The sequence below is a fragment of the Pseudoblastomonas aquimaris genome (genome assembly GCF_035481675.1).
Lineage (GTDB): Bacteria > Pseudomonadota > Alphaproteobacteria > Sphingomonadales > Sphingomonadaceae > Alteriqipengyuania_B.
Map to the genome: position 1 here is coordinate 291,363 of NZ_JAYJJW010000002.1, position 19,292 is coordinate 310,654.

General features: G+C 66.9%; 16 protein-coding genes and 2 tRNA genes. 9 read left to right on the top strand and 9 right to left on the bottom strand.

Annotated features, from left to right (window positions below; translation table 11 throughout):
* Positions 1 to 150: 150 nt before the first annotated feature.
* Both VCJ71_RS11520 and VCJ71_RS11525 read right to left on the bottom strand, forming a co-directional pair.
* The gene (locus VCJ71_RS11520; protein WP_324641280.1) at positions 151 to 960 is read right to left on the bottom strand and encodes a phasin family protein; all 810 of its coding nucleotides are present in this window, start codon (positions 958 to 960) and stop codon (positions 151 to 153) included.
* 121 nt (positions 961 to 1,081) lie between these two features.
* Positions 1,082 to 3,031, bottom strand: coding sequence for a PHA/PHB synthase family protein (locus VCJ71_RS11525; RefSeq protein WP_324641281.1), 1,950 nt, complete (start codon positions 3,029 to 3,031; stop codon positions 1,082 to 1,084).
* A gap of 92 nt (positions 3,032 to 3,123) precedes the next feature.
* On the opposite strand from VCJ71_RS11525, the gene VCJ71_RS11530 reads away from it, so the two are divergent.
* Both VCJ71_RS11530 and VCJ71_RS11535 read left to right on the top strand, forming a co-directional pair.
* On the top strand, positions 3,124 to 4,299 hold the full coding sequence (locus VCJ71_RS11530; RefSeq protein WP_324641282.1) for an LL-diaminopimelate aminotransferase: 1,176 nt from the start codon (positions 3,124 to 3,126) through the stop codon (positions 4,297 to 4,299).
* Between the two features lie 16 nt (positions 4,300 to 4,315).
* A complete protein-coding gene (locus VCJ71_RS11535) occupies positions 4,316 to 5,125 on the top strand; it encodes a crotonase/enoyl-CoA hydratase family protein (protein ID WP_324641283.1) in 810 nt (269 codons plus the stop codon).
* Between the two features lie 7 nt (positions 5,126 to 5,132).
* Here the strand turns inward: VCJ71_RS11535 and VCJ71_RS11540 are convergent, their stop codons facing one another.
* On the bottom strand, positions 5,133 to 5,909 hold the full coding sequence (locus tag VCJ71_RS11540) for an acyl-CoA thioesterase (RefSeq protein WP_324641285.1): 777 nt from the start codon (positions 5,907 to 5,909) through the stop codon (positions 5,133 to 5,135).
* Between the two features lie 117 nt (positions 5,910 to 6,026).
* Here VCJ71_RS11540 and VCJ71_RS11545 point away from each other — a divergent pair.
* From VCJ71_RS11545 to VCJ71_RS11560, 4 genes are all read left to right on the top strand, one after another.
* Positions 6,027 to 6,100 (top strand) — tRNA-Cys (locus VCJ71_RS11545).
* A gap of 58 nt (positions 6,101 to 6,158) precedes the next feature.
* Positions 6,159 to 6,234: transfer RNA gene (locus VCJ71_RS11550), tRNA-Thr, on the top strand.
* A 137-nt stretch (positions 6,235 to 6,371) separates the two neighbouring features.
* Complete coding sequence (locus tag VCJ71_RS11555; RefSeq protein WP_324641286.1) at positions 6,372 to 8,159, top strand: type I secretion system permease/ATPase; 1,788 nt, start codon at positions 6,372 to 6,374, stop codon at positions 8,157 to 8,159.
* Positions 8,156 to 9,487 carry an HlyD family type I secretion periplasmic adaptor subunit gene (locus VCJ71_RS11560; protein WP_324641287.1) on the top strand — a complete coding sequence of 444 codons (1,332 nt, stop codon included), beginning with the start codon at positions 8,156 to 8,158 and terminating at the stop codon, positions 9,485 to 9,487. Before VCJ71_RS11555 ends, VCJ71_RS11560 begins: the two co-directional genes overlap by 4 nt.
* 83 nt (positions 9,488 to 9,570) lie before the next feature.
* Here VCJ71_RS11560 and VCJ71_RS11565 read toward each other — a convergent pair whose 3' ends face one another.
* The 6 genes from VCJ71_RS11565 to VCJ71_RS11590 all read right to left on the bottom strand — a co-directional run bounded on the left by VCJ71_RS11565 (position 9,571) and on the right by VCJ71_RS11590 (position 17,149).
* Positions 9,571 to 11,169 (bottom strand): M10 family metallopeptidase C-terminal domain-containing protein, encoded by a 1,599-nt coding sequence (locus tag VCJ71_RS11565; RefSeq protein WP_324641288.1) that lies wholly within the window; start codon positions 11,167 to 11,169, stop codon positions 9,571 to 9,573.
* 215 nt (positions 11,170 to 11,384) lie between these two features.
* Complete coding sequence (locus tag VCJ71_RS11570; RefSeq protein WP_324641289.1) at positions 11,385 to 12,731, bottom strand: TolC family protein; 1,347 nt, start codon at positions 12,729 to 12,731, stop codon at positions 11,385 to 11,387.
* 77 nt (positions 12,732 to 12,808) lie between these two features.
* Complete coding sequence (locus VCJ71_RS11575) at positions 12,809 to 14,236, bottom strand: efflux transporter outer membrane subunit (RefSeq protein WP_324641290.1); 1,428 nt, start codon at positions 14,234 to 14,236, stop codon at positions 12,809 to 12,811.
* Complete coding sequence (locus VCJ71_RS11580; RefSeq protein WP_324641291.1) at positions 14,236 to 15,303, bottom strand: HlyD family secretion protein; 1,068 nt, start codon at positions 15,301 to 15,303, stop codon at positions 14,236 to 14,238. Before VCJ71_RS11580 ends, VCJ71_RS11575 begins: the two co-directional genes overlap by 1 nt.
* Positions 15,300 to 16,016 (bottom strand): ABC transporter ATP-binding protein, encoded by a 717-nt coding sequence (locus tag VCJ71_RS11585; protein WP_324641292.1) that lies wholly within the window; start codon positions 16,014 to 16,016, stop codon positions 15,300 to 15,302. The genes VCJ71_RS11580 and VCJ71_RS11585 overlap by 4 nt, the downstream gene beginning before the upstream one ends.
* Positions 16,013 to 17,149 (bottom strand): ABC transporter permease, encoded by a 1,137-nt coding sequence (locus tag VCJ71_RS11590; RefSeq protein WP_324641293.1) that lies wholly within the window; start codon positions 17,147 to 17,149, stop codon positions 16,013 to 16,015. Before VCJ71_RS11590 ends, VCJ71_RS11585 begins: the two co-directional genes overlap by 4 nt.
* A gap of 86 nt (positions 17,150 to 17,235) precedes the next feature.
* On the opposite strand from VCJ71_RS11590, the gene VCJ71_RS11595 reads away from it, so the two are divergent.
* The 3 genes from VCJ71_RS11595 to VCJ71_RS11605 all read left to right on the top strand — a co-directional run bounded on the left by VCJ71_RS11595 (position 17,236) and on the right by VCJ71_RS11605 (position 19,292).
* Entirely contained in the window at positions 17,236 to 17,886 is a 651-nt protein-coding gene (locus VCJ71_RS11595; RefSeq protein WP_324641294.1) for a TetR/AcrR family transcriptional regulator, read from the top strand.
* Between the two features lie 82 nt (positions 17,887 to 17,968).
* Positions 17,969 to 18,730, top strand: a complete 762-nt coding sequence (locus VCJ71_RS11600; RefSeq protein WP_324641295.1) for a class II aldolase/adducin family protein — start codon at positions 17,969 to 17,971, stop codon at positions 18,728 to 18,730.
* 13 nt (positions 18,731 to 18,743) lie between these two features.
* Complete coding sequence (locus VCJ71_RS11605) at positions 18,744 to 19,292, top strand: (2Fe-2S)-binding protein (protein ID WP_324641296.1); 549 nt, start codon at positions 18,744 to 18,746, stop codon at positions 19,290 to 19,292.

The window sequence follows — 19,292 nt, forward strand, 5'->3', positions numbered from 1 at the left end:
AATTGCGGGGGCCGGCGCAAGCCTACCCCGAGATGCTGATCATCAAAAACGAAGCGGGCCGGCTGCCAAATGACAACCGGCCCGCGGTGATGGCGGCCCCGGGGAGAGAGAGAGGTGGGGCCGCTATCGTGTCTGTTTTGCCGTATCGGCTCAGGCAGCCTTGCGGATTTTCTCGCCGGCGAGGCTGATGCGGTTCTGGATCGGAGCGAATGCTTCGTTGGCCAGCTTGATGTTCTCTTCGGTGCGCTTCGAACCGTACTTCACGACCGTGTCGAAGTTGCGACGGGCGATTTCGCCCTGCAGCTTGAACAGTTCGGTCGGGCTCTTGACGGCGGCGAAGAGACGCAGGTCTTCGGTGGTCTGCTGGAACACGCTCTTGGCGTCTTCCACGCTTTCACGGGCCATGGTCTGCATGCCGCTGGCGAGGATCTTGCCGGACTCAACGACGGCTTCGACGTTGCCCTTGGTGAATTCGCCCATTTCGCCGGCGAAGTCGCCAGCCTTGGCGTAAGCGGCCTTGGCGCGGTCCTGCATGTCGGCAGCGGTTGCCTTGAACTTCGACTCGGCCTTCTTGGCGGTGGTCTTGGTGGTAGCCATGATGGTGGTATCCTTCTTGGTGGCGCGCTTGGCCGCAGTCTTGGCGGGGGCACGCTTGGTGGTCTTCTTGGCGGCGGCCTTTTTGGCAGCCGGCTTCACGGTCTTGGTCTTGGACTTGGTCGGGGCCTTCTTCGCCGCCGGCTTCTTGGCAGCTTTCTTGGCCGGGGCGGTCTTCGCCGGGGCCTTGGTCGCACCCGGAACGTCTGCCTTGGCGGCGGGCGTCTCGGCAACCGGCTTGGCCTCTGCCTTGGAAGATTCCGCCTTTGCGGCTTCGGCCTTCTTGGCCTCGACCTTCTGCGCGGCAGCGGCTTCGGCGTAGGCGCGCTCTGCGGCCTGGTCGATCTTGCTCACTGTCTCACTCATGATAAACCTCAACTCTTGTTGCACTGCACAATATAGGCATGCTGCAAGTGCGTTGCAAGGGATTTTTTGTGCACTGCACAAAAACCCGTAAGAGATTGGTTTGGAAAGGTATTCCCGGGGTTTAGCGCGCTTTTACGTAGCGCCCCGGCGCATCTTCCAGCACCTGGTCTTTCCAGCCGCCGGGCGCGCGTTTTCCCTTCGCCTCGACCGTCTTCGTACCGTGCGACAGCAGCCACTGGTGCCAGTGCGGCCACCAGCTGCCGGGATGCTCCTGCGCCCCTTCGACGAATTCCGCGAGCGAGCCATACTCACCGTCATTCGTCCAGTACTGGTACTTGCCCGAGCCGGGCGGGTTGACGACCCCCGCGATGTGCCCGCTGCCCGCCAGCATGAAGGTGACGGGGCTGGCGAAGTGATCGGTAACGCGGAACACGCTTTCGGCAGGGGCGATATGGTCTTCCCGCCCAGCCTGGACGTAGCTCGGCGTGGTGACTCTTGCGAGGTCGATCTTTTCACCCAGTGCGCTGACCGCGCCCGGCTTCACCAGCAGGTTGTCGCGGTACAATTCGCGCAAATACTGCTGGTGCCACTTGGCCGGCAGGTTGGTCACGTCGCCGTTCCAGTGGAGGAGGTCGAACGCCGGATAGTCCTCCCCCATCAGGTAGTTGTTGACGACGTAGTTCCAGATGAGGTCGGTACCGCGCAGCATGTTGAAGGTGGCGGCCATCACTCGCCCGTCGACATAGCCGTCGGGCGCGGACTGCTTGAGCGCATCGAGCCCGGCATCGTCGATGAAGACCTTGAGCTCGCCCGCTTTTTCGAAATCGACCTGCGCGGTGAAGAAGGTGGCGCTCTTCACCTTCTCAGCCTCGCCCTTCGCCTCCAGCACGCTGAGCGTCGCGGCAAGCGTGGTGCCCGCGACGCAATAGCCGATCGTGTGGACGTCCTTCACGCCAAGCCGTTCGCGGATGTGGTCGATCGCGTCGATCTGGGCGGCGATGTAATCGTCCCACGTCACCTCGGCGAGAGTCTCGTCGGCGGACTTCCAGCTGACCATGAAGGTCGAAATGCCCTGGCCGACCGCCCAGCGAACGAAGCTCTTCTTCTCGTTCAGGTCGAGGATGTAGAAGCGGTTGATCCACGGCGGGAAGATCACCAGCGGCGTCTCCAGCACCTTGTCCGTGGTCGGCGAATACTGGATCAGCTGGTAGAGCGGAGTTTCGTGCACGACCTTGCCGGGCGTGGTGGCGATGTTGCGGCCGACCTCGAATGCTTCGGGGTCCACATGGGTCAGCTGGCCCTTCTTGAGGTCCGCGATCAGGTGCTCCATCCCCTTCACCAGGTTCTGCCCGCCGGTCTGCATCGTGCGTTCGAGCACCAGCGGATTCGTCATCGGGAAATGGTCGGGGCTCAGCGCCTCCAGCACGGTGCGGGTCGAGAAGCGCAGCTTGTCGCGCTGCTCCGGCGTAAGGCCCTCGACCTCGTCCACCATCGCACCGATCCGTTCGGCCAGCATCAGGTAGGTCTGGTGGATCAGCGCGAACATCGGCTGCTGGCGCCACTTGGGATCGGCGAAGCGGCGGTCCTTGCGCGGCAGGTCCGGCTCCTCGTCCCCCGCCAGCGCCGCCATTCCGCCGGTGAACTGGCCGAGCACGTCCTGCCACAGCTTGACGCTTTCGTTGACCAGCTCCTGCTGGCGGCCCGGGTCGGCGATCGGCATCTGCTTCCACCAGTCGTCGAAGAACCGCTGGAAGCGCGCGGGATCGGCGAAAGGCTGCGCCGGATTTACCGCGGCCATGTTCATGGAACCCATGCCGAACGAACCGGGCGCCATCGCACGGTAATCGCCCCACATCGCCTGCAGCTGCTGGCCCAGTGCCGCCCAGTCCGGCTGCCCCGCGCCGGCACCCGGCACCGGGAATTCCATTGCAGCGGGCATCGCCGGCATCTGCCCGCCCGCCATCGCGGCAAAGAAACCCTGCGTCGCTTCCGCCTGTCGCTGCATCAGCTCGCCCATCTGGCGGGCAGCGGTGTCGAAAGCGGCGGTGGGGTCGGAGTCGTAGTCAGCCATGCCTGTTCAATAGCCCAAGGGCGGTGAAAGTTTCGAGTCCCGGTGCGCGATCGCGATTGAATTGTGCAGCCGCTATCGGCATCACGCCCCGCATGAGCCGCGACTTCTACCGCATCAAGCGCCTGCCGCCCTATGTCATCGCCGAGGTGAACGGCATGCGCCATGCCGCCCGGCGGGCAGGGCGCGACATCATCGATCTCGGCATGGGTAATCCCGACCAGCCGCCGCCGCAGCACGTGATCGACAAGCTGGTGGAAGTGGCCGCGAAGCCCGATGCACACGGCTATTCCCAGTCGAAGGGCATCCCGGGACTTCGCCGGGCGCAGGCCAACTACTACCAGCGCCGCTTCGGCGTAGAGCTCGACCCCGAAAGCGAAGTGGTGGTCACCATGGGGTCCAAGGAAGGGCTCGCCAGCCTAGCCACCGCGATCACCGCGCCGGGCGACGTGGTGCTGGCGCCCAACCCCAGCTACCCGATCCATACCTACGGCTTCATCCTGGCAGGTGCCACGATCCGCGAAATCCCGACTACGCCGGGCGACGCCTATTTCAACATCCTCGACAAGGCGATGGCCCATAGCGTGCCGCGCCCGACGATACTGATCGTGAATTACCCGTCAAACCCCACGGCAGAGGTCGCCGACCTGGAATTCTACACCCGGGTGGTCGACTGGGCGCGGGAAAACGAAGTGATGGTCATCTCCGACCTCGCCTATTCGGAATTGTATTACGACGGCAAGCCGACGCCATCGATCCTGCAGGTTCCGGGCGCGAAGGATGTCGCGGTCGAGTTCACCAGCCTCAGCAAGACCTACCGCATGGCGGGCTGGCGGATCGGTTTCGCGGTCGGCAATGCGGAGATGATCGCCGCCCTGACGCGGGTGAAAAGCTATCTCGATTACGGGGCCTTCACCCCGATCCAGGCGGCGGCCTGCGCGGCGCTCAACGGGCCGCAGGATGTCGTCGAGGAGAACCGGCAGACGTTCCAGCGCCGGCGCGACCTCCTGGTCGAGAGCTTCACCCGGGCCGGCTGGCCGATCCCGGCCCCGGCTGCATCGATGTTCGCCTGGGCCCCGCTGCCCGAGAAGATGAGCAATCTCGGCAGCCTCGAATTTTCCAAGCAATTGCTGGAAAAGGCAGGCGTCGCCGTTGCGCCGGGCGTCGGTTACGGCGAGGCCGGCGAAGGTTTCGTGCGCATTGCCCTCGTCGAGAACGAGCAGCGCATCCGCCAGGCCGCGCGCAACATCAAGCGCTTCCTCGCCGACTAGACTTCGGAGCATCGCCATGACCGCCCTCGATTTCACCAGCGACGACCGCGTTTCCATCGACGTTGCCGACCACGTCGCGCACGTCCGGCTGACCCGTGCGGACAAGATGAACGCGCTCGACCCCGCCATGTTCGAACGCATCATCGCCGCCGGCACCGCGCTGCGCAGCGCGAAAGGCGTTCGCGCGGTCGTGCTTTCGGGAGAGGGGCGGGCCTTCTGTGCCGGGCTCGACACCGCCAGCTTCGGCGCGCAGGCCGACCCCGATGCGCCGCCCTTGCAGGAACGGACCTACGGCAACGCCAACAAGTACCAGGAAGTCGCGATGACCTGGCGCAAGTGCCCGGTCCCGGTGATCGCCGCGCTCCATGGCGTGTGTTTCGGCGGCGGGCTGCAGATCGCGAGCGGCGCGGACATCCGGATCGCCCATCCTGCCACGCGCATGGCGGTGATGGAGATGAAATGGGGGCTGGTGCCCGACATGGGCGGCTTCGCCCTGTGGCGCGGCAATGTGCGCGACGATGTCTTGCGCGAACTTACTTACACCGCGCGGGAATTCCTGGCCGAGGAAGGCAAGGCGCTGGGCTTCGTCACCGAGATGGCGGACGACCCGCTCGCCCGCGCGCAGGAACTTGCCACCGCTATGGCCGGCCGCAATCCGGACGCGATCCGTGCGGCCAAGCAGCTCGCCAACACCGTGCCCGACATGGGCGAGGACGCGATCCTGCTGGCAGAGGCCGAGGCGCAGGCCGGCGTCATCCGCACCCCGAACCAGATCGAGGCGGTGATGGCGGAACTGCAGAAGCGCGCGGCGAACTACGCCGACTAGCGATACTTCAGCCGAACACGGCGGCGATCTGCATCCCGTCCACGATCTGCGTGCCGTCCATGTTCCACAGGCGCAGGCGCTCGCTGGAAAAGCCGTGATCGGCCCACTGGCTGTTGGTTTCGGCCAGCCACCAGCCGTCCTGCGTCACAGGCTCCGGGTCGAGGATGTTGAACGACCAGTTGATCGAGCTGATCGGGCCCGGCCGCTCCATCGCCCGCATCGCGCCGGGCGGCAGCGTGTCGCCGACGAGGATCAGCTGAGAAACCGGGTCGAGCCCGTGGTCGCCTTTCAGCCGCAGCCAGCGCCGCACCACCGGCGGCCCCTTGCCGGAAAAATCCTGCCCCCGCCGCAGCTCGAAATGATTGCGAATGAAGACTGGCCCCTTGTCGGCCATCACGATCTCGGCATCGTCGGGATCGAAGGCGACGTTGTCCGCCCTGGCGGCAGGGTGGCGGGCGTTGGGATCGCGCGCGGCGCCGAACAGGAAGAAGGCAGTGAGCGCCACTTCGCCATCGCACAGGATTTCGCTGCGCAGCTGGGTCACGTTGCGCCCCCGCCGGACGATCTGCACGCGGGTCTCCACCGTTTCGCCCACGGGCGCGACGAAGCCGACCTGCGCTGCCCGCAAGGGCGGCAGGTCGGGGAATGCGCGGATCGCGGCGGTATAGGCAATCAGCGTCGATGCGCCGCCGTAGAACGTGCGCCCCTGCATCCAGGTCTGCGCGTCGGGCAGGGTCTGCGGGCCGGGTTTGCCGACCGGGTCGAGAAAGTCCGTCAAAGCCATGGCGCAAAGCTGTAGACACCTCGTGGCTATCTGCAACCTATGTTGGCGGGCGCTCCTCCTGCACAAACGCATTGAACTGCGCCGGTGGCTAAGCTAGGGGGCCAGCCTTCGCGTGCCGGCCCGATGGCGGAGTGGTTACGCAGAGGACTGCAAATCCTTGCACGCCGGTTCGATTCCGGCTCGGGCCTCCACACGCGAAGCACATAATGTTGCGGTCCCGCGCCTTGCGCACTAAGGGGCCACGCAGGCGCCGCTTTAGCTCAGGTGGTAGAGCACATCATTCGTAATGATGGGGTCAGAGGTTCGAGTCCTCTAAGCGGCACCACTTTTCCAGAGAAACACACGATTTCTCCGTTACCGACCCTTCACACCGTGGGTGGGCAGCGGCGGGTTTTGGCGCTATCCCCTTCCCTTTGGAGGGGTGGCCCCTTGCGGGTGCCCGGGGCAGACGGCTTGGATGGCATGATCGAAGACGACGGACGTATTTCGCCCAGCGAGCGCAAGCCGCGTTTTGCGGACTGGCTGATGGAGCCGCTGCGCGCCAATGCGGGAACGTATCGCCGCGTTGCGCTGGCGGCGGTGTTCGTGAACCTGTTCGCGCTGGTCACCAGCATTTTCACGATGGTCGTCTATGACCGGGTGATCCCCAACAACGCCACGGAATCGCTGATCGCGCTCAGCATCGGGCTCGGCATCGTGGTCGTGTTCGATTTCGTGCTGAAGATGCTGCGGTCCTACCTCACCGACCATGCCGGCGCACGGATCGACCTCGACGTGGGGCGCAAGGTGTTCCAGCAGCTGCTCGCGATCCGGCTGGACCGGCGGCAGGGCAGCACCGGTGCGCTCGCCGGCCTGATGCGCGAGCTGGAGGCGCTGCGCGATTTCTTCGCCAGCGCCACGGTGCTGGCGATGGTCGACGTGCCGTTCATCCTCCTCATCCTGGTGGTGGTGGCGCTGATCGGCGGGCCGGTGGTCTTCGTGCCGATGGTGCTGATCCCGCTGGTGCTGCTCGCAGGCTGGCTCACCAATCCCGCGCTCGACCGGCTGAGCGCCCGCGCGCTGGGGCAGGGGCTGCACAAGCAGAGCGTGCTGGTCGAAACCATCGGCGGGCTGGAGACGGTGAAGGCCGCCGCCGCCGGGCCGATGCTCGCCGCGCGGTGGGACGATGCGGTGGTCGAGCACGCGCAGACGTCGCTCGCCCAGAGATTGACCGCCAATATCGCGCTGACCTTCGCGCAGAGCGCGCAGATGATCGGTTATGCCGGCGTCATCATCGTCGGCGTCGGCCAGATCGCCGCGCAGGAGATGTCGCTCGGCGCGCTGATCGCCTGTTCGATCCTGTCGGGCCGCGCGGTCGCCCCGCTCACCCAGATCGCCTCGATCCTCTCGCGCCTCAACTCGACGCGCTCCGCCTATCGCCAGATCGATTCGCTGATGCAGACGGAGCGGGAGACGGGCGCCGGCAGCGCGCTCAAGCTTTCCGGGCTTAAAGGCGAGATCGAATTCGCCGATGTCACCTTCGCCTATCCCGGCACCAAGACCAAGGCGCTCGACAACGTGTCCTTCCGCATCGCGCCGGGGGAACGGGTGGCGCTGGTCGGGCGCGTGGGATCGGGGAAGAGCACGATCGCGCGGCTCATCATGGGCCTGTTCCCGCCGCTGGAAGGCAACGTGCTGGTCGATAACGTCGACCTGCGCCAGCTGAGCAAGGACGACATCCGCGCCCGCATCGGCGCCGCGCTGCAGGAAAGCGTGCTGTTTTCGGGCACGGTGCGCGACAATATCACGCTCGGCCGGGCCGACATTTCGGACGAGGAAATGCTGCGCGCGGCCACGCTTTCGAAAACCCACGATTTCATGAAGCGCATCCCGGACGGATACGACCGCAAGCTGATGGACCGGGGCGAAGGCCTGTCCGGCGGGCAGCGCCAGTCGATCGCGCTTGCGCGCGCGCTGGCCGGGAGCCCGCAAGTGCTGCTGTTCGACGAGCCTTCCAGCCAAATGGACAACGAGACGGAAAACGCCGTGCTGGAGGCGCTGGAAAGCGAAGTGCAGGGCAAGACGCTGGTCGTCATCACCCACCGCACGCCGTTCCTGCGGCTGGTCGACCGGGTCATCGTGATGGACGGCGGCCGGGTGATCGCGGACGGCAAGCGTGACGAGGTGCTGCCGAACTTCGGCAAGGCCGCGCGCCAGCCCCTGTCGAAACTGCCGAAGGAGGCGCTGGTGACGACCGGCGGCAAGAAATGAGCGCGATGGAAGACGATGCCGTGAGCACGGACGTGGTGCAGGATGACGAACGGGTCGCCACCCTCGCGCCGTCCAAGGCGGCCAGCTGGATCCTCTATGCCATCGTCGCGATCGTCGTGATCTTTATCGCATGGGCCGCGCTGGCGACGCTGGACGTGGTGGTGCGCGGGCAGGGCCGGGTCGTGCCGTCCTCGCAATTGCAGGTCGTCTCCAACCTCGAAGGCGGGGTGATCGAGGAAGTCTTCGTGAAGGCCGGCGACACGGTGACGGCGGAGCAGCCGCTGATGGCGCTCGACCAGACCCAGCGCGGCGGCGACCTGGCGATCAGCCGCTCCGACAGCGCCGCCCTGGCAGCCCGGATCGCGCGCTTGCAGGGCGAGGCTGCTGGCCGTGCGCCGAACTTTCCCACGGGCGGCGGCGCGGCGATGCAGCAGCAGATCGAGATCGAGCGCGCGCTCTACCAGTCGCGGCAGGCCAATTTGTCGAGCCTGGTCGCGGCGGGCGAGGCGCGCATCCGGCAGGCCGAGCGTGCCGTTGAGGAAGCCCGCGCCCAGCTCGACGCCCGCCAGAGCGCCGCGCGCGCCGCGCAGGAGGAGCTGGCGCTGATCCGCCCCCTTGTCGAGGACGGGATCGAGCCGCGCATCGAGCTGGTGCAGGCGGAAAGCCGCGCCAATTCCACCCGCGCCGAAGTGGCCGCGGCGCAGGCGAATATCACCCGCGCCCAGGCGAGCGTGGCGGAAGCGCGTTCCTCGCTGGCGCAGCAGCGGCAGGACTGGCGCTCTGCCGCCGCGAACGAATTGTCCTCCGCCAATCGCGAATTCGCCGCAGTACGTGGCTCGCAGCCGGCGCTGGCCGAGCGGCTCGACCGGTCGGTGCTCCGCTCGCCGATGAGCGGGCGCGTCAACCGCGTGCTCAAGAACACGGTCGGCGGATCGGTCGTGCCGGGCGAACCGCTGATCGAGATCGTCCCGAGCGAGGATGCGCTGCTGGTCACCGCGCGCATCCGGCCGAGCGACATCGGCTGGGTGGCCATCGGGCAGAAGGCCAAGGTCAACATCACTGCTTACGACCCCACTGTCTACGGCGGGCTGGACGGCGAAGTCGTTACCATCAGCCCCGATGCGCAGACCGACGAGCGCACGGGCGAGCCCTATTACGAAGTGCAGGTGGCGACCGCGGCGGACGCGGTGGTGACCGACAGCGGCGATCGCCTGCCGATCGGGCCGGGGATGACCGCAGAGGTCAGCCTGATTTCGGAGAAGCGCTCGGTCCTCGACTATATCCTGCGCCCGATCACCCGCCTGCAGCAGCGGGCCTTCCGCGAGTAGGCAGCAGGCCACAGCGCCAAAGGAAAAGGGCCGCCCCGGGAATACCGGAGCGGCCCTTTCGTTGTCGGTGAGCCTTGCGGCGATCAGCCGTAGTAGATGTCGGTGGCCTGCACTTCGGCGCCGTTGCTGAAGGTCAGCGTCAGGTCGGCCTGGCCGTCACCGTCGAAGTCCACGGTCAGGAAGCCTTCGCCGATCGTCACTGCCGTGTCGTCGATGCCGAAGGCGGACAGGTCGATCAGGTCGCTGCCCGATTCGAAGTCCGTGATCGTGTCGTTGCCGCCGTCGAGGAAGATGAACACGTCGTCCCCACCATTGCCGGTAAGCACATTGTCGAGCTCGTTGGCGATGATGAGGTCGCGGTAATCGGTGCCGATGGCATTCTCGATTTCCGTTTCATAGGCGATCGCGATGTTGAGGTATTGCGTTGCGAACACGCCTGCGTGGCCCCAGTCGGCTGCGATGCTGTTGGCGTTGGCGTCCATGAATTGCGCCATCGTATTGTCGAGAAAGGCCTGCGAAGGCACGTTGCCCGAATTGCTGGTGTAGTCGTCGAAGAACGCGCCTTCGTATGCGACGTCGATAGCTTCATCGATCGGGTCGAGACCTTCGATCACGTCGGCGACCGTCACGTTGCCTTGGCCGGCGGACGAGAACTCGCCGTCGTTGAGGTTGATGACGACCGACGCTTCGAAGCCGGAGAAGTCCAGCGTGTCCACGCCGCCGGCATCGTAGATGGCCAGGAACGGCTGGTCGTTGACGGCAAAATCGAACACTTCACGGTCGGCATTCGAGTTGAAGCCGTAGGTGGTGTCTTCGGTGCGGGTGGTAAGGTCCGCGCCGTATTTCGCCTGCACCGTCAGGATATCGTGCAGCATCGGCGTCTGCGGGTTTGCCCAGCGGCCGAGGAAGCTGACCGTCAGAGTGTTCCAGTTCACCACGCGCGCGCCGGTTTGGCTCTCGTCCCAGTAGGACATGATCGAATACTGCTCGCTATCCTGCGCGTATTCGGCCTGGTCGGTGTATGTGGTTGCACCAGCGCCATTGTAGTCGCCGGGGTGGCTGAGGCCGAGCGAGTGGCCGAGCTCGTGCACGATGGTCGTGTGCCCATACCCGCCGATCGACAGGTCGCCGTTGGTGAAGTTGCCGCGATGGAGCAGCTGGCCGCTTTCGTCGTAATACGAACGCGGGTCGGCGATGAAGACGTCGCCGAGGTACTTGTAGCCGCCCTTCTCGTTCGGGAAATAGGCGTAAGCCTGCGCCGGATCCCACGAGTTGGCGAACTGGATGTCCGCGCCGCGGCCTTCGATTTCGCGGAAGGACGGCGCGATCAGGTCGTCCCACAGGCCCACGGCGAGGCGGGCTGCTTCTTCCTGGTCTTCCGTGAAGGCGGCAAGACCGAAGCCGGCCGAAAAGCCGTAGTTCGGATTGTTGTAGATCGAGATCAGCCCGTCGCCTTCGTCGAGGAAGGTGTAGGTGATCGTGTTGTTGGCGGTGATCTTCTGCGCGCGGCCGGTGTCGATCTGGTCGATCACCTGGTCGAGGTCGAAGATCGGCTTGTTGCGATAGGTCGCTTCGCCGTCCGCGAAATTGTCGAGATTGAAGTCTTCGACATCCACATCACCTTCGTGGTTCTGCGGCGTGAGCACGCTCTTGTTGCCGAACTTCCAGTCCAAAACACCCATGTTGAAATTCTCCCAAGGATCCGAAGCAACCACCGGTCCCCAGACGCAAAGAGGTGCGACCCAATCGACTGCGGTGTTGCGGATGGGGGGAGCCTATCCATCTGTGCTATTGACGCAAGGGGTCATGGTAAAAAACCTGCAAATGTCCCGCGACAAAACAGATATTTATAACAATGGCGCATCGCCGGCCGGCCGGATGCGTGCCGATCGCCCGTTCAGCGCCCGATCGGCGGGGCGAGCTGGAGCGATTCGAGCAGCAGGTCGAGCAGCGCCAGCGCCTCGTACTGGGCGAACAGCCGGGCGTATTCGGCCTGCGCCTGCCGGTCGCGCGCTTCCTGCATCCTCAGCCGAGCATCGAGCAGTTCGAGCAGGTTGCGCCGGCCGATCTCGAACTGGCGGCGATAGGATTCCGACAGATCCTGCGTGATGACCGTCTGCTCGCCATAGGTGCTGGCGAAGCGGCCCTGCGCATCGGCCGTGCTGAGCGCGGCGCGCAGCTCGGACTGTGCGGCGCGGGCAGTCTCGGCGAGGCGGAAGCGCTGCTCGTTCGCCCGGGCGCTTGCCTCGCGCACGCGCGCTTCGGTGATGCCGCCGTCGAACACGTTCCAGCGCACCGATACCCGGGCGCGCAAGTCGTCGGTCTGCCCGCCGAAGCCGTCGATGTCGTCGCCAGTCTGGGCCGCCAGGTCGACGCCGATTTCGGGGTAGCGTTCGCCGCGGATGGACTGAAGCTGTGCCTCGGCAGCGGTGACTTCCAGCTGCGCGGCGAGGATGGCGGGGTTGCGCTCCAGCAGGGTAGCGATCGCCATGTCGAGCCCTTCCGGCAGCTGGCCGGACAGATCGGGCGGCGGCAGCGGCCGGGCGATGTCGAGCCCAGTCAGTTCCAGCAGCTGGATGCGCGCAATGTCGCGCGCGCGGCCTGCCTCGATTTCGCGCACCAGTGCGGCCTGCAGGCGGTCTTCCGCCAGCCGCCGTTCCGGCCGGCCGACGGTGCCGGCATCGATGCCGCGCTGAAGGTCGCCCACCAGCACGCGGTGGAACACCACGCTTTCCTGCGCGGACAGGGCCAGCCGGTCCTGCAGCACGAGGTCGAGATAGCGCCGCGCCACTTCCAGTGCGACCGCATCGGCGCGCTGCACGACCTGTACCGCCGCCGCATCGGCGCGGGCGGCCTGCCGCGCGAGCTCGCCCCGGCGGCGGCCGAAGTCGAAGATCGTGTAATTGATGCCCGCCCGCGCATCGGTGGGATACAGCAGGTCGTCCGCAATCCCGAGATTGGTGCGCGTGTTGTTTCGTAGCTGCCGCACGCCCGTGCCGGCTTCCAGGTCGACTTGCGGGTAAAAGGCACCGCGCGCCTGGTCTTCCTGCGCGGAAACCGCTTCCTCGTTATACTGCGCCTGGATGATCTGCGGGTTCGTTTCGAGCGCGGCGGCGACGGCGCCCTGCAGCGTCACGGTGCCGTTGTCGCGCACCACCTGCGCCTGTGCCGGCAGGGCCAAGCCGGCAGCAAGCCAGGCAAACGCCAGCGCCTTACCGATATGCCATGCCTTGGAACTGCCCACGCCCGTACTCCCGCGATCCGCCGGTTGGAGTATGGAAAGGCGGGAAGGGGGTCAACCGCGCGGTTGCGCTGCGGGCCCTATGGCAACGGGCTCTCGCTGCCGCCGAGTGCCTGCCATAGCAGCACGCGGGCGCGGCTCGCGCGGCCCTCCGCCGCATCGGCGCGTTCGTTTGCGGCGATGGCGGTGCGCCGCGCGTCGAGTACGGTGAGGAAATCGGCGAGGCCGGCGCGGTAGCGGGTGTCGGCAAGGTCCGCCTGCCGCGCGCCCAGCGCCGCTTCCGTGCGGGCCGAGGCTGCCTCCCGGTCGGTTGCGGCGACGAGCGCATAGCCGCTCTCCGCATCGCCCAGCGCCTGGTAGACCGCGCCGCGATAGCGCTGGAAGGCCGCGCGCTTGTCGGCCGCCGCGCCGTCGATCTCCGCCCCGATACGTCCGAAGTCGAGCAGGGGCGCGGCCACGCTTGCACCCAGCGAGCCGACGATGGCGTCGGTATCGAACAAGCCGCCGATCCCGAAGGCGAGCAGGCCGACCACGGCGGACAGGTCGAAGCTGGGGAAGCGGCTGGCAGCGGTCGCGGCAAGCGCCTGGTCGCTGGCGGCAAGCCGGGCGAAGGCGGCGCGCACGTCGGGCCGGGCGGATAGCAGGTCGCTCGGCAAAGTTGCCGGGGGCGGCGGCGCGCCGGTGCCTGGCGCAGTCTCGGCGAACAGCGCCTCGATAGTCCCTGCATCCAGCGTGGAGAGGGTGACGAGCCGCCCGAGCAGCCGGGCCTTCTCGCCTGCCAGCGCGTCGATCCGGCTCTGCACATTCGCCATCGTGCCTTCGGCGCGGATACGGTCGAAACCGGGGGAGAGTCCGGCTTCCTCGCGCACCCCGGCGAGCCGCGCGAATTCGGTCGCGGTGCCGAGGTCGCGGCGCAGGCTTGCCTCGCGGGCGGAGAGCGTGCGCCAGTCGATCGTGGCGGCGGCAAGTTCCGCGATCAGGGCGACGCGCACCGCATCGCGGTCGGCCGCGCTGGCCTCGGCAAGGGCAAGGCTGGCGCGTTCGCTGGAGCGCAGGCGGCCGAAGACGTCGGGGTCCCAGCTCGCGGTGACATTCGCGCCGTATTGCACGCGGGTGATGTCGAATTCCACGCCGGGGGGCAGGTTCGCGCCGAACTGGTCGGGATTGGTGCGCGATCCGGTGACCGAGCCGCCGATGCCGACTGCGGGTAGGCGGTTGGCGCCCGCGCGGTCCGCGGCGGCGCGCGCGGCATCTATCCGGGCGACCGCTTCGAGCAGGGTGGGGGAGCCCGCCAGCGCGACTTCCGCCATGCGGACGAAGGCGGCATCGCCCTGCGGTAGAAGGTCGGCGAGCGAAGTCTCCACCGCGCCCGATGGCCGGTAGAGATAGGTCTCCGGCAGGACCGGCGCGGGCGTCGCGATTTCGGGCGCCGGGCCGGCGACGCAGCCGCCCAGCGCGCTCGCGACCAGCGCGACTGCGGCAGCGCGGCGCTTCGCCATCACTGGCATCACCGGGCCTCCACCGGTGCCGGGCGCACGTTCGCGCCGCCCTGCGCCGTCTCCCGCCCACGGGCAGGGATGAAGGCATCGACCTGCTGGCCGACGCGGAACATGTCGACCGGCGGCAGCTGGTAGAGCACCTGCAGCACGCGCACGTCCACGCGCTCGGCAGCCGAGTTGGTGAGTGACCGCTTGGGCACGATCAGCGGCTCCGCGCGCACGAATTGCGCGCGCACCTGCCGGTCCGCCGCGCCGCGCGGGCTGACGAAGGCGGGCGCGCCCATGTCGATCCGCACCGCCTCGTCCTCGTCGATATCGATGCGGACATAGAGCGGGCGGGTCTCGCCCATCTGGATGAACGGGGTCGCGTTGCCGCCCTGCGGGCCGCCTGCACTGACGAATTCGCCGGGGCGGATGTTGACCGCCAGGATCTCGCCCGAAATCGGTGCGCGCACGGTCAGGCGGCCCAGTTCGGTGCGGGCCGACTGCTGCAGCGCCTGCGCCGATTGCAGCCGGGCGCGTGCGGCGGAAAGGCGCGCTTCGGCGAGCTGGCGGCGTTCGCGCGCGGCGCTCGCTTCGCCTTCGGCGCGGATGACTTCGCTGCGGCTGACTGCGGCGGGGTCCGATACGCCGCGATAGAGCGCCAGTTGCTGCGCGGCGGTGGCTTCGGCGCTGCGTGCCTCGGCGATGGCGGCCTGCGCTTCGGTGATCGCGGCGCGCGCTTCGCCGATGGCGGCGCCGGTCTCCGCGATGCGCGCGCGGATGGCACGGTCGTCCACGGTAAACAGCGGCTGGCCGCGTTGAACGTAATCGCCCGGCGTCACGCGGATGTCGGTGACGAGGCCCGATACCGCCGTGCCGATGTCGATGGTCTCGCTCGACGGCTCGACCACGCCCGCCCCGGCGACGCGCGGCGCATCGGCCAGTTCCCCGGTGGCGCGCGCCGGCTCTTCCTCGGCCGGGGCGAGCTCGCGGTCGGGCAGGCCGGTGGCGATGTAGATCGCCGCCAGGATCAGGCCGAGCACCGCGATCGCGGGCAGGATCTGGCGCGAGAAGTTGAGATTGCGCAGGTTCATCCGTTCTGTCCTTCGTCGGGCATTTCGGTGCCGTCATGGGTGATCCGCCCGTCCTCCAGCACGAGGATGCGGTCGGCGAGATCGAAGATGCGGTTGTCGTGGGTGACGATGATGACGCTGCGGTCCTCCGCCACGCCCACTTCGCGCAGCAGGTCCATCACCTTGCGCCCCGATTTCGCATCGAGCGCGGCGGTCGGTTCGTCGCAGACCACCAGCCGCGGTTCGTGGACCAGCGCGCGGGCGATGGCGACGCGCTGCTGCTGGCCGCCCGAAAGCTGGCTGGGCAGCTTGTCCGCCTGGTCGAGGATGTTGAGCTTGTCCATCATTGCCCTGGCCCGCTCGCGCGCCTCGGTGCGGTCCATGCCCTGCGCGATCAGCGGCACGGCCGCGTTGCTGGCGGCGTCGATGGCGGGGATGAGGTTGTACTGCTGGAAGATGAAGCCGATGTTCTGCAGGCGGAATTCCACCAGCTCGCGGTCCGACAGGTTGTAGATGTCGGTGCCGAACACCTCCACCTCTCCTTCGGTCGGCCACAGGATGCCGCACATGATCGAGATCAGCGTGGTCTTGCCCGAACCGCTTTCGCCGACGAGATAGGTGAGCTCTCCCGCCTTCACTTCCAGGTCGATGCCGTGGAGGACGCGGATCGTCTGCTGGCCGCTTTCGAAATCGCGCGCGATGTCGCGCACCGCGATGGCGGTCTGCGCGCTCACCGGAACACCGCCGCAGGTTCGGTCTTCAGCACGTTGCGCAAGGCCAGCCAGCCGGTGAGCGCGATGATCAGCGTCACCGCCATCAGGCTGAGCAGCGGAACCTGCCACGGGATATAGAACCCCTTGAAGGTGGGGTTCGACGAAAAGGCCTGGATGAAGCCCACCGTGCCCAGCACGCCGAGGCCGTATCCGATCAGCCCGACCATCCCCGCCTGCACTGCGACCATGCGGCGCAGCTTGCCGTTGTGCACGCCGATGGCCTTGAGCGCGCCGAACTGCTTGATGTTGTCGCGAATGAACAGGCTGAAAGTCAGGCCGACGATGGCGACGCCGACCACGAAGCCCAGCACCACGGTGATCCCGAAATTGAGCGGGATGCCGGTGTTCTCGATAATGAAATTAATGCCGTCCTGCGCGAAATCCTCCCGCGTGCGGGCGCGCAGGCCGGTCTGGCCCTCGATCCGGGTGACGAGTTGCTCCGGGGTGACGCCCGCGGCGCTCTTGGCCAGTACGAAGCTCAGCCGGTTGCGAGTGCCGGGCACGTAGGTCAGCGCCCGGCTGTAGGTTGTATAGAGCGTGACTTGGCTGGTGAAGCTGGGGATGGAATCGGCGATCCCGCGCACCACGGCGCGCTGGTCGTTCAGTTCCAGCCGCTCCCCAATGGGGTCGTCCCCTTCGGCGAACATGCGGGTGGCGCCGACATCGTCGATGATGACGGTATCGGGCTGTTCCAGCACCGCGCGGCTGCCTTCCACCATGCCCTTCGGCAAGCCGATCAGCGTGGTGTCGTCCACCCCGATGACGCTGACGCCTTCGAGGTCGCCGTCCTTGGTCCGCACGGAGGCCCCGGCGCGCAGGTGCGGCACCGCCCATTCGACGCCGGGCACGCCGCGAACCCGGTCGAGCGCGGTGGCGGGCATGGGGAAATTCACGTCGGTCGTCCGGCTGACCGGGTCCATCACCCACACGTCCGCCGCGCCGACGTTGTAGACGCCGCTCGCGCCGCGTTCGAGCAAATTGACGAAAATCGTCAGCTGCTGGGTGATGAGGAGGGTGGAAAAAGCGATGCCGAAGACGAGGCCGAAGAACTTCTGCCGGTCGCCGGTCAGCATCCGTATCGCGATCCAGTTCATGCCCTCGCGCTTTCGCCCAGCTTGCCAGATGCGACCCTGACGCCTATTAGTGAACGGTCTCGTTTAATTGAACGGTGCCGTTCACGATGTCAATCGACAATTCCGGCCACGAATGTCTGGGTAAGGGGGCAGGTCTGCGCAAGGGGCGCCCCGTCGACACGGCGAAGCGCGACGCGATCCTGGATGCCGCCGTCGACCAGTTCTTCGACGTCGGCTTCGCGGCCAGCTCGATCGAGCGGATCGCGGAGATTGCGGGCGTGTCCAAGGTCACCGTCTACAACCAGTTCGGCGGCAAGGAGGCCCTGTTCAAGGCGGCAGTCGAGGCCGAGTGCGAAAAGATGCGCGGGCGGATGCTGCCCGAAATCGACGACGTGCCGCTGGCGCAGCGGCTGGCGATGATCGCGCACGGCATGCACGGCTTCCTGTTCCGCCCGAACATGCTGCGTTTCGAGCGACGGCTGGCGTCCGAAGCCGAGCGACATCCCGAACTCGGCCGCACCTTCCTCGAATCCGGACCGCGGCGGATGAAGGCGGCGCTTGCCGACGTCATGCGCCGGGCCGCCGCGCGCGGCGAGCTCGAGCTGGACGATCCGGAGCTTGCCGCCGAACAGTTCGCCGGGATGGTGAAAGGCATGGCCGACCTCGAATGGCGCTTCGCCGGCGAACATGACCCTGCGGTCAACCAGCGCCGCATCGATGCCGCGGTCGAGACGTTCCTGCGCGCCTATGCAGCCTGACTGCGCGCTGCGATACCGGCCAGCCTTGTCCGGCGCGCGGTGAAATGAGATAAGGCGCCCGGATAAAGCAACGGAGAGACCCATGGCCACCGCCCTCAAGCGCGACGATTTCCAGTGCAGCGATACCGAATGGCAGGCGCGCGTGAAGCTGGCCGCGTGCTATCGCATCTTCGACATGATGGGCTGGTCGGAATCGATCTACAACCACATCAGCCTGAAGGTGCCGGGGGAGGAAGCCTTCCTGATCAACCCCTTCGGCCTGCTGTATGACGAGGTGTGCGCCAGCAACCTCGTCAAGATCGATAGCCAGGGCAACAATCTCGACGGGTCGCCCTATCCGGTGAACAAGGCGGGCTTCACCCAGCACGCCTATTTCCATGAAAAGCTCGATTGGGCGCACGCCATCTGCCACGTCCACACGACCGCCACGATGGCGGTGTGCAGCACCGAGGAAGGGCTGACCGCGACCAGCTTCTATGCTGCGGGCTTCAAGGACCAGATCGGCTACCACGACTTCGAAGGCGTGACCGTGCGCGAGGAGGAGGGCGAGCGACTGGTCGAGAACCTGAAGCATCACCGCGTGCTGATGCTGCGCAACCACGGCCCGGTGGTGCTGGGCCGGACGATCGAGGAAATGTTCGTCACCATGTGGAGCCTGCAGCGCGCCTGCGAGATTCAGATCGCGACCAAGGCCGCGGGCACCCCGCTCACCATCCCGCAAGACGTGGTCGACGTGCACCAGCGCGACCTGTCAGTGATGCAGCAGCAGGGCGGCGGCGGGATGTTCGATTTCGGCGCTTGGATGCGCCGGGCCGAACGGATCGACCCCAGCTTCAAGGAATAGGCGCGCACCCATCGTGGCCATCGGCTTCACGCTCAACGACCGGCCGGTGGGCATTGCGCTCGACCCGGAAACCCCGCTCGTCACCGCAATCCGCGAGGCGGCGAACCTCACCGGCACGAAGAACGGCTGCGGCACCGGCGAATGCGGGGCCTGCATGGTCCTGGTCGACGGGGAGGCGCTGCGCAGCTGCCTGATCGCGCTGGGCGAGGTCGAGGGCCGCTATATCACCACGATCGAAGGCCTGTCGGCGGACCGCAGCCACCCGGTGCAGCAGGCGCTGGTTGCCGAACAGGCAATCCAGTGCGGCTTCTGCACGCCGGGTATCGCGATTGCCGCTGCTGCATTGCTCCGCAGCAATCCCGCGCCGAGCGAGGCGGAGATCGAAGCGGCGATCCCCAACCTGTGCCGCTGCGGGGTATATCCGCGGCTGACCCGCGCCATCCAGCGCGCCGGGCGCGTGGCCCGGCGCGAGGAGCTGATCAGCGCCGCGCCCGCGCCCGGGATCGATCCCGAAGACGCGGCCGAGGCGGTGCCGGCGATGGGCCTGCCGGACGGCGAATAG

What these genes read in the sequence shown, in the direction of transcription:
- VCJ71_RS11520 (WP_324641280.1), bottom strand. Translation starts at nt 960, where the DNA reads ATGAGTGAGACAGTGAGCAAGATCGACCAGGCCGCAGAGCGCGCCTAC.
- VCJ71_RS11525 (WP_324641281.1), bottom strand. Translation starts at nt 3,031, where the DNA reads ATGGCTGACTACGACTCCGACCCCACCGCCGCTTTCGACACCGCTGCC.
- VCJ71_RS11530 (WP_324641282.1), top strand. Translation starts at nt 3,124, where the DNA reads ATGAGCCGCGACTTCTACCGCATCAAGCGCCTGCCGCCCTATGTCATC.
- VCJ71_RS11535 (WP_324641283.1), top strand. Translation starts at nt 4,316, where the DNA reads ATGACCGCCCTCGATTTCACCAGCGACGACCGCGTTTCCATCGACGTT.
- VCJ71_RS11540 (WP_324641285.1), bottom strand. Translation starts at nt 5,909, where the DNA reads ATGGCTTTGACGGACTTTCTCGACCCGGTCGGCAAACCCGGCCCGCAG.
- VCJ71_RS11555 (WP_324641286.1), top strand. Translation starts at nt 6,372, where the DNA reads ATGATCGAAGACGACGGACGTATTTCGCCCAGCGAGCGCAAGCCGCGT.
- VCJ71_RS11560 (WP_324641287.1), top strand. Translation starts at nt 8,156, where the DNA reads ATGAGCGCGATGGAAGACGATGCCGTGAGCACGGACGTGGTGCAGGAT.
- VCJ71_RS11565 (WP_324641288.1), bottom strand. Translation starts at nt 11,169, where the DNA reads ATGGGTGTTTTGGACTGGAAGTTCGGCAACAAGAGCGTGCTCACGCCG.
- VCJ71_RS11575 (WP_324641290.1), bottom strand. Translation starts at nt 14,236, where the DNA reads ATGCCAGTGATGGCGAAGCGCCGCGCTGCCGCAGTCGCGCTGGTCGCG.
- VCJ71_RS11580 (WP_324641291.1), bottom strand. Translation starts at nt 15,303, where the DNA reads ATGAACCTGCGCAATCTCAACTTCTCGCGCCAGATCCTGCCCGCGATC.
- VCJ71_RS11590 (WP_324641293.1), bottom strand. Translation starts at nt 17,149, where the DNA reads ATGAACTGGATCGCGATACGGATGCTGACCGGCGACCGGCAGAAGTTC.
- VCJ71_RS11595 (WP_324641294.1), top strand. Translation starts at nt 17,236, where the DNA reads ATGTCAATCGACAATTCCGGCCACGAATGTCTGGGTAAGGGGGCAGGT.
- VCJ71_RS11600 (WP_324641295.1), top strand. Translation starts at nt 17,969, where the DNA reads ATGGCCACCGCCCTCAAGCGCGACGATTTCCAGTGCAGCGATACCGAA.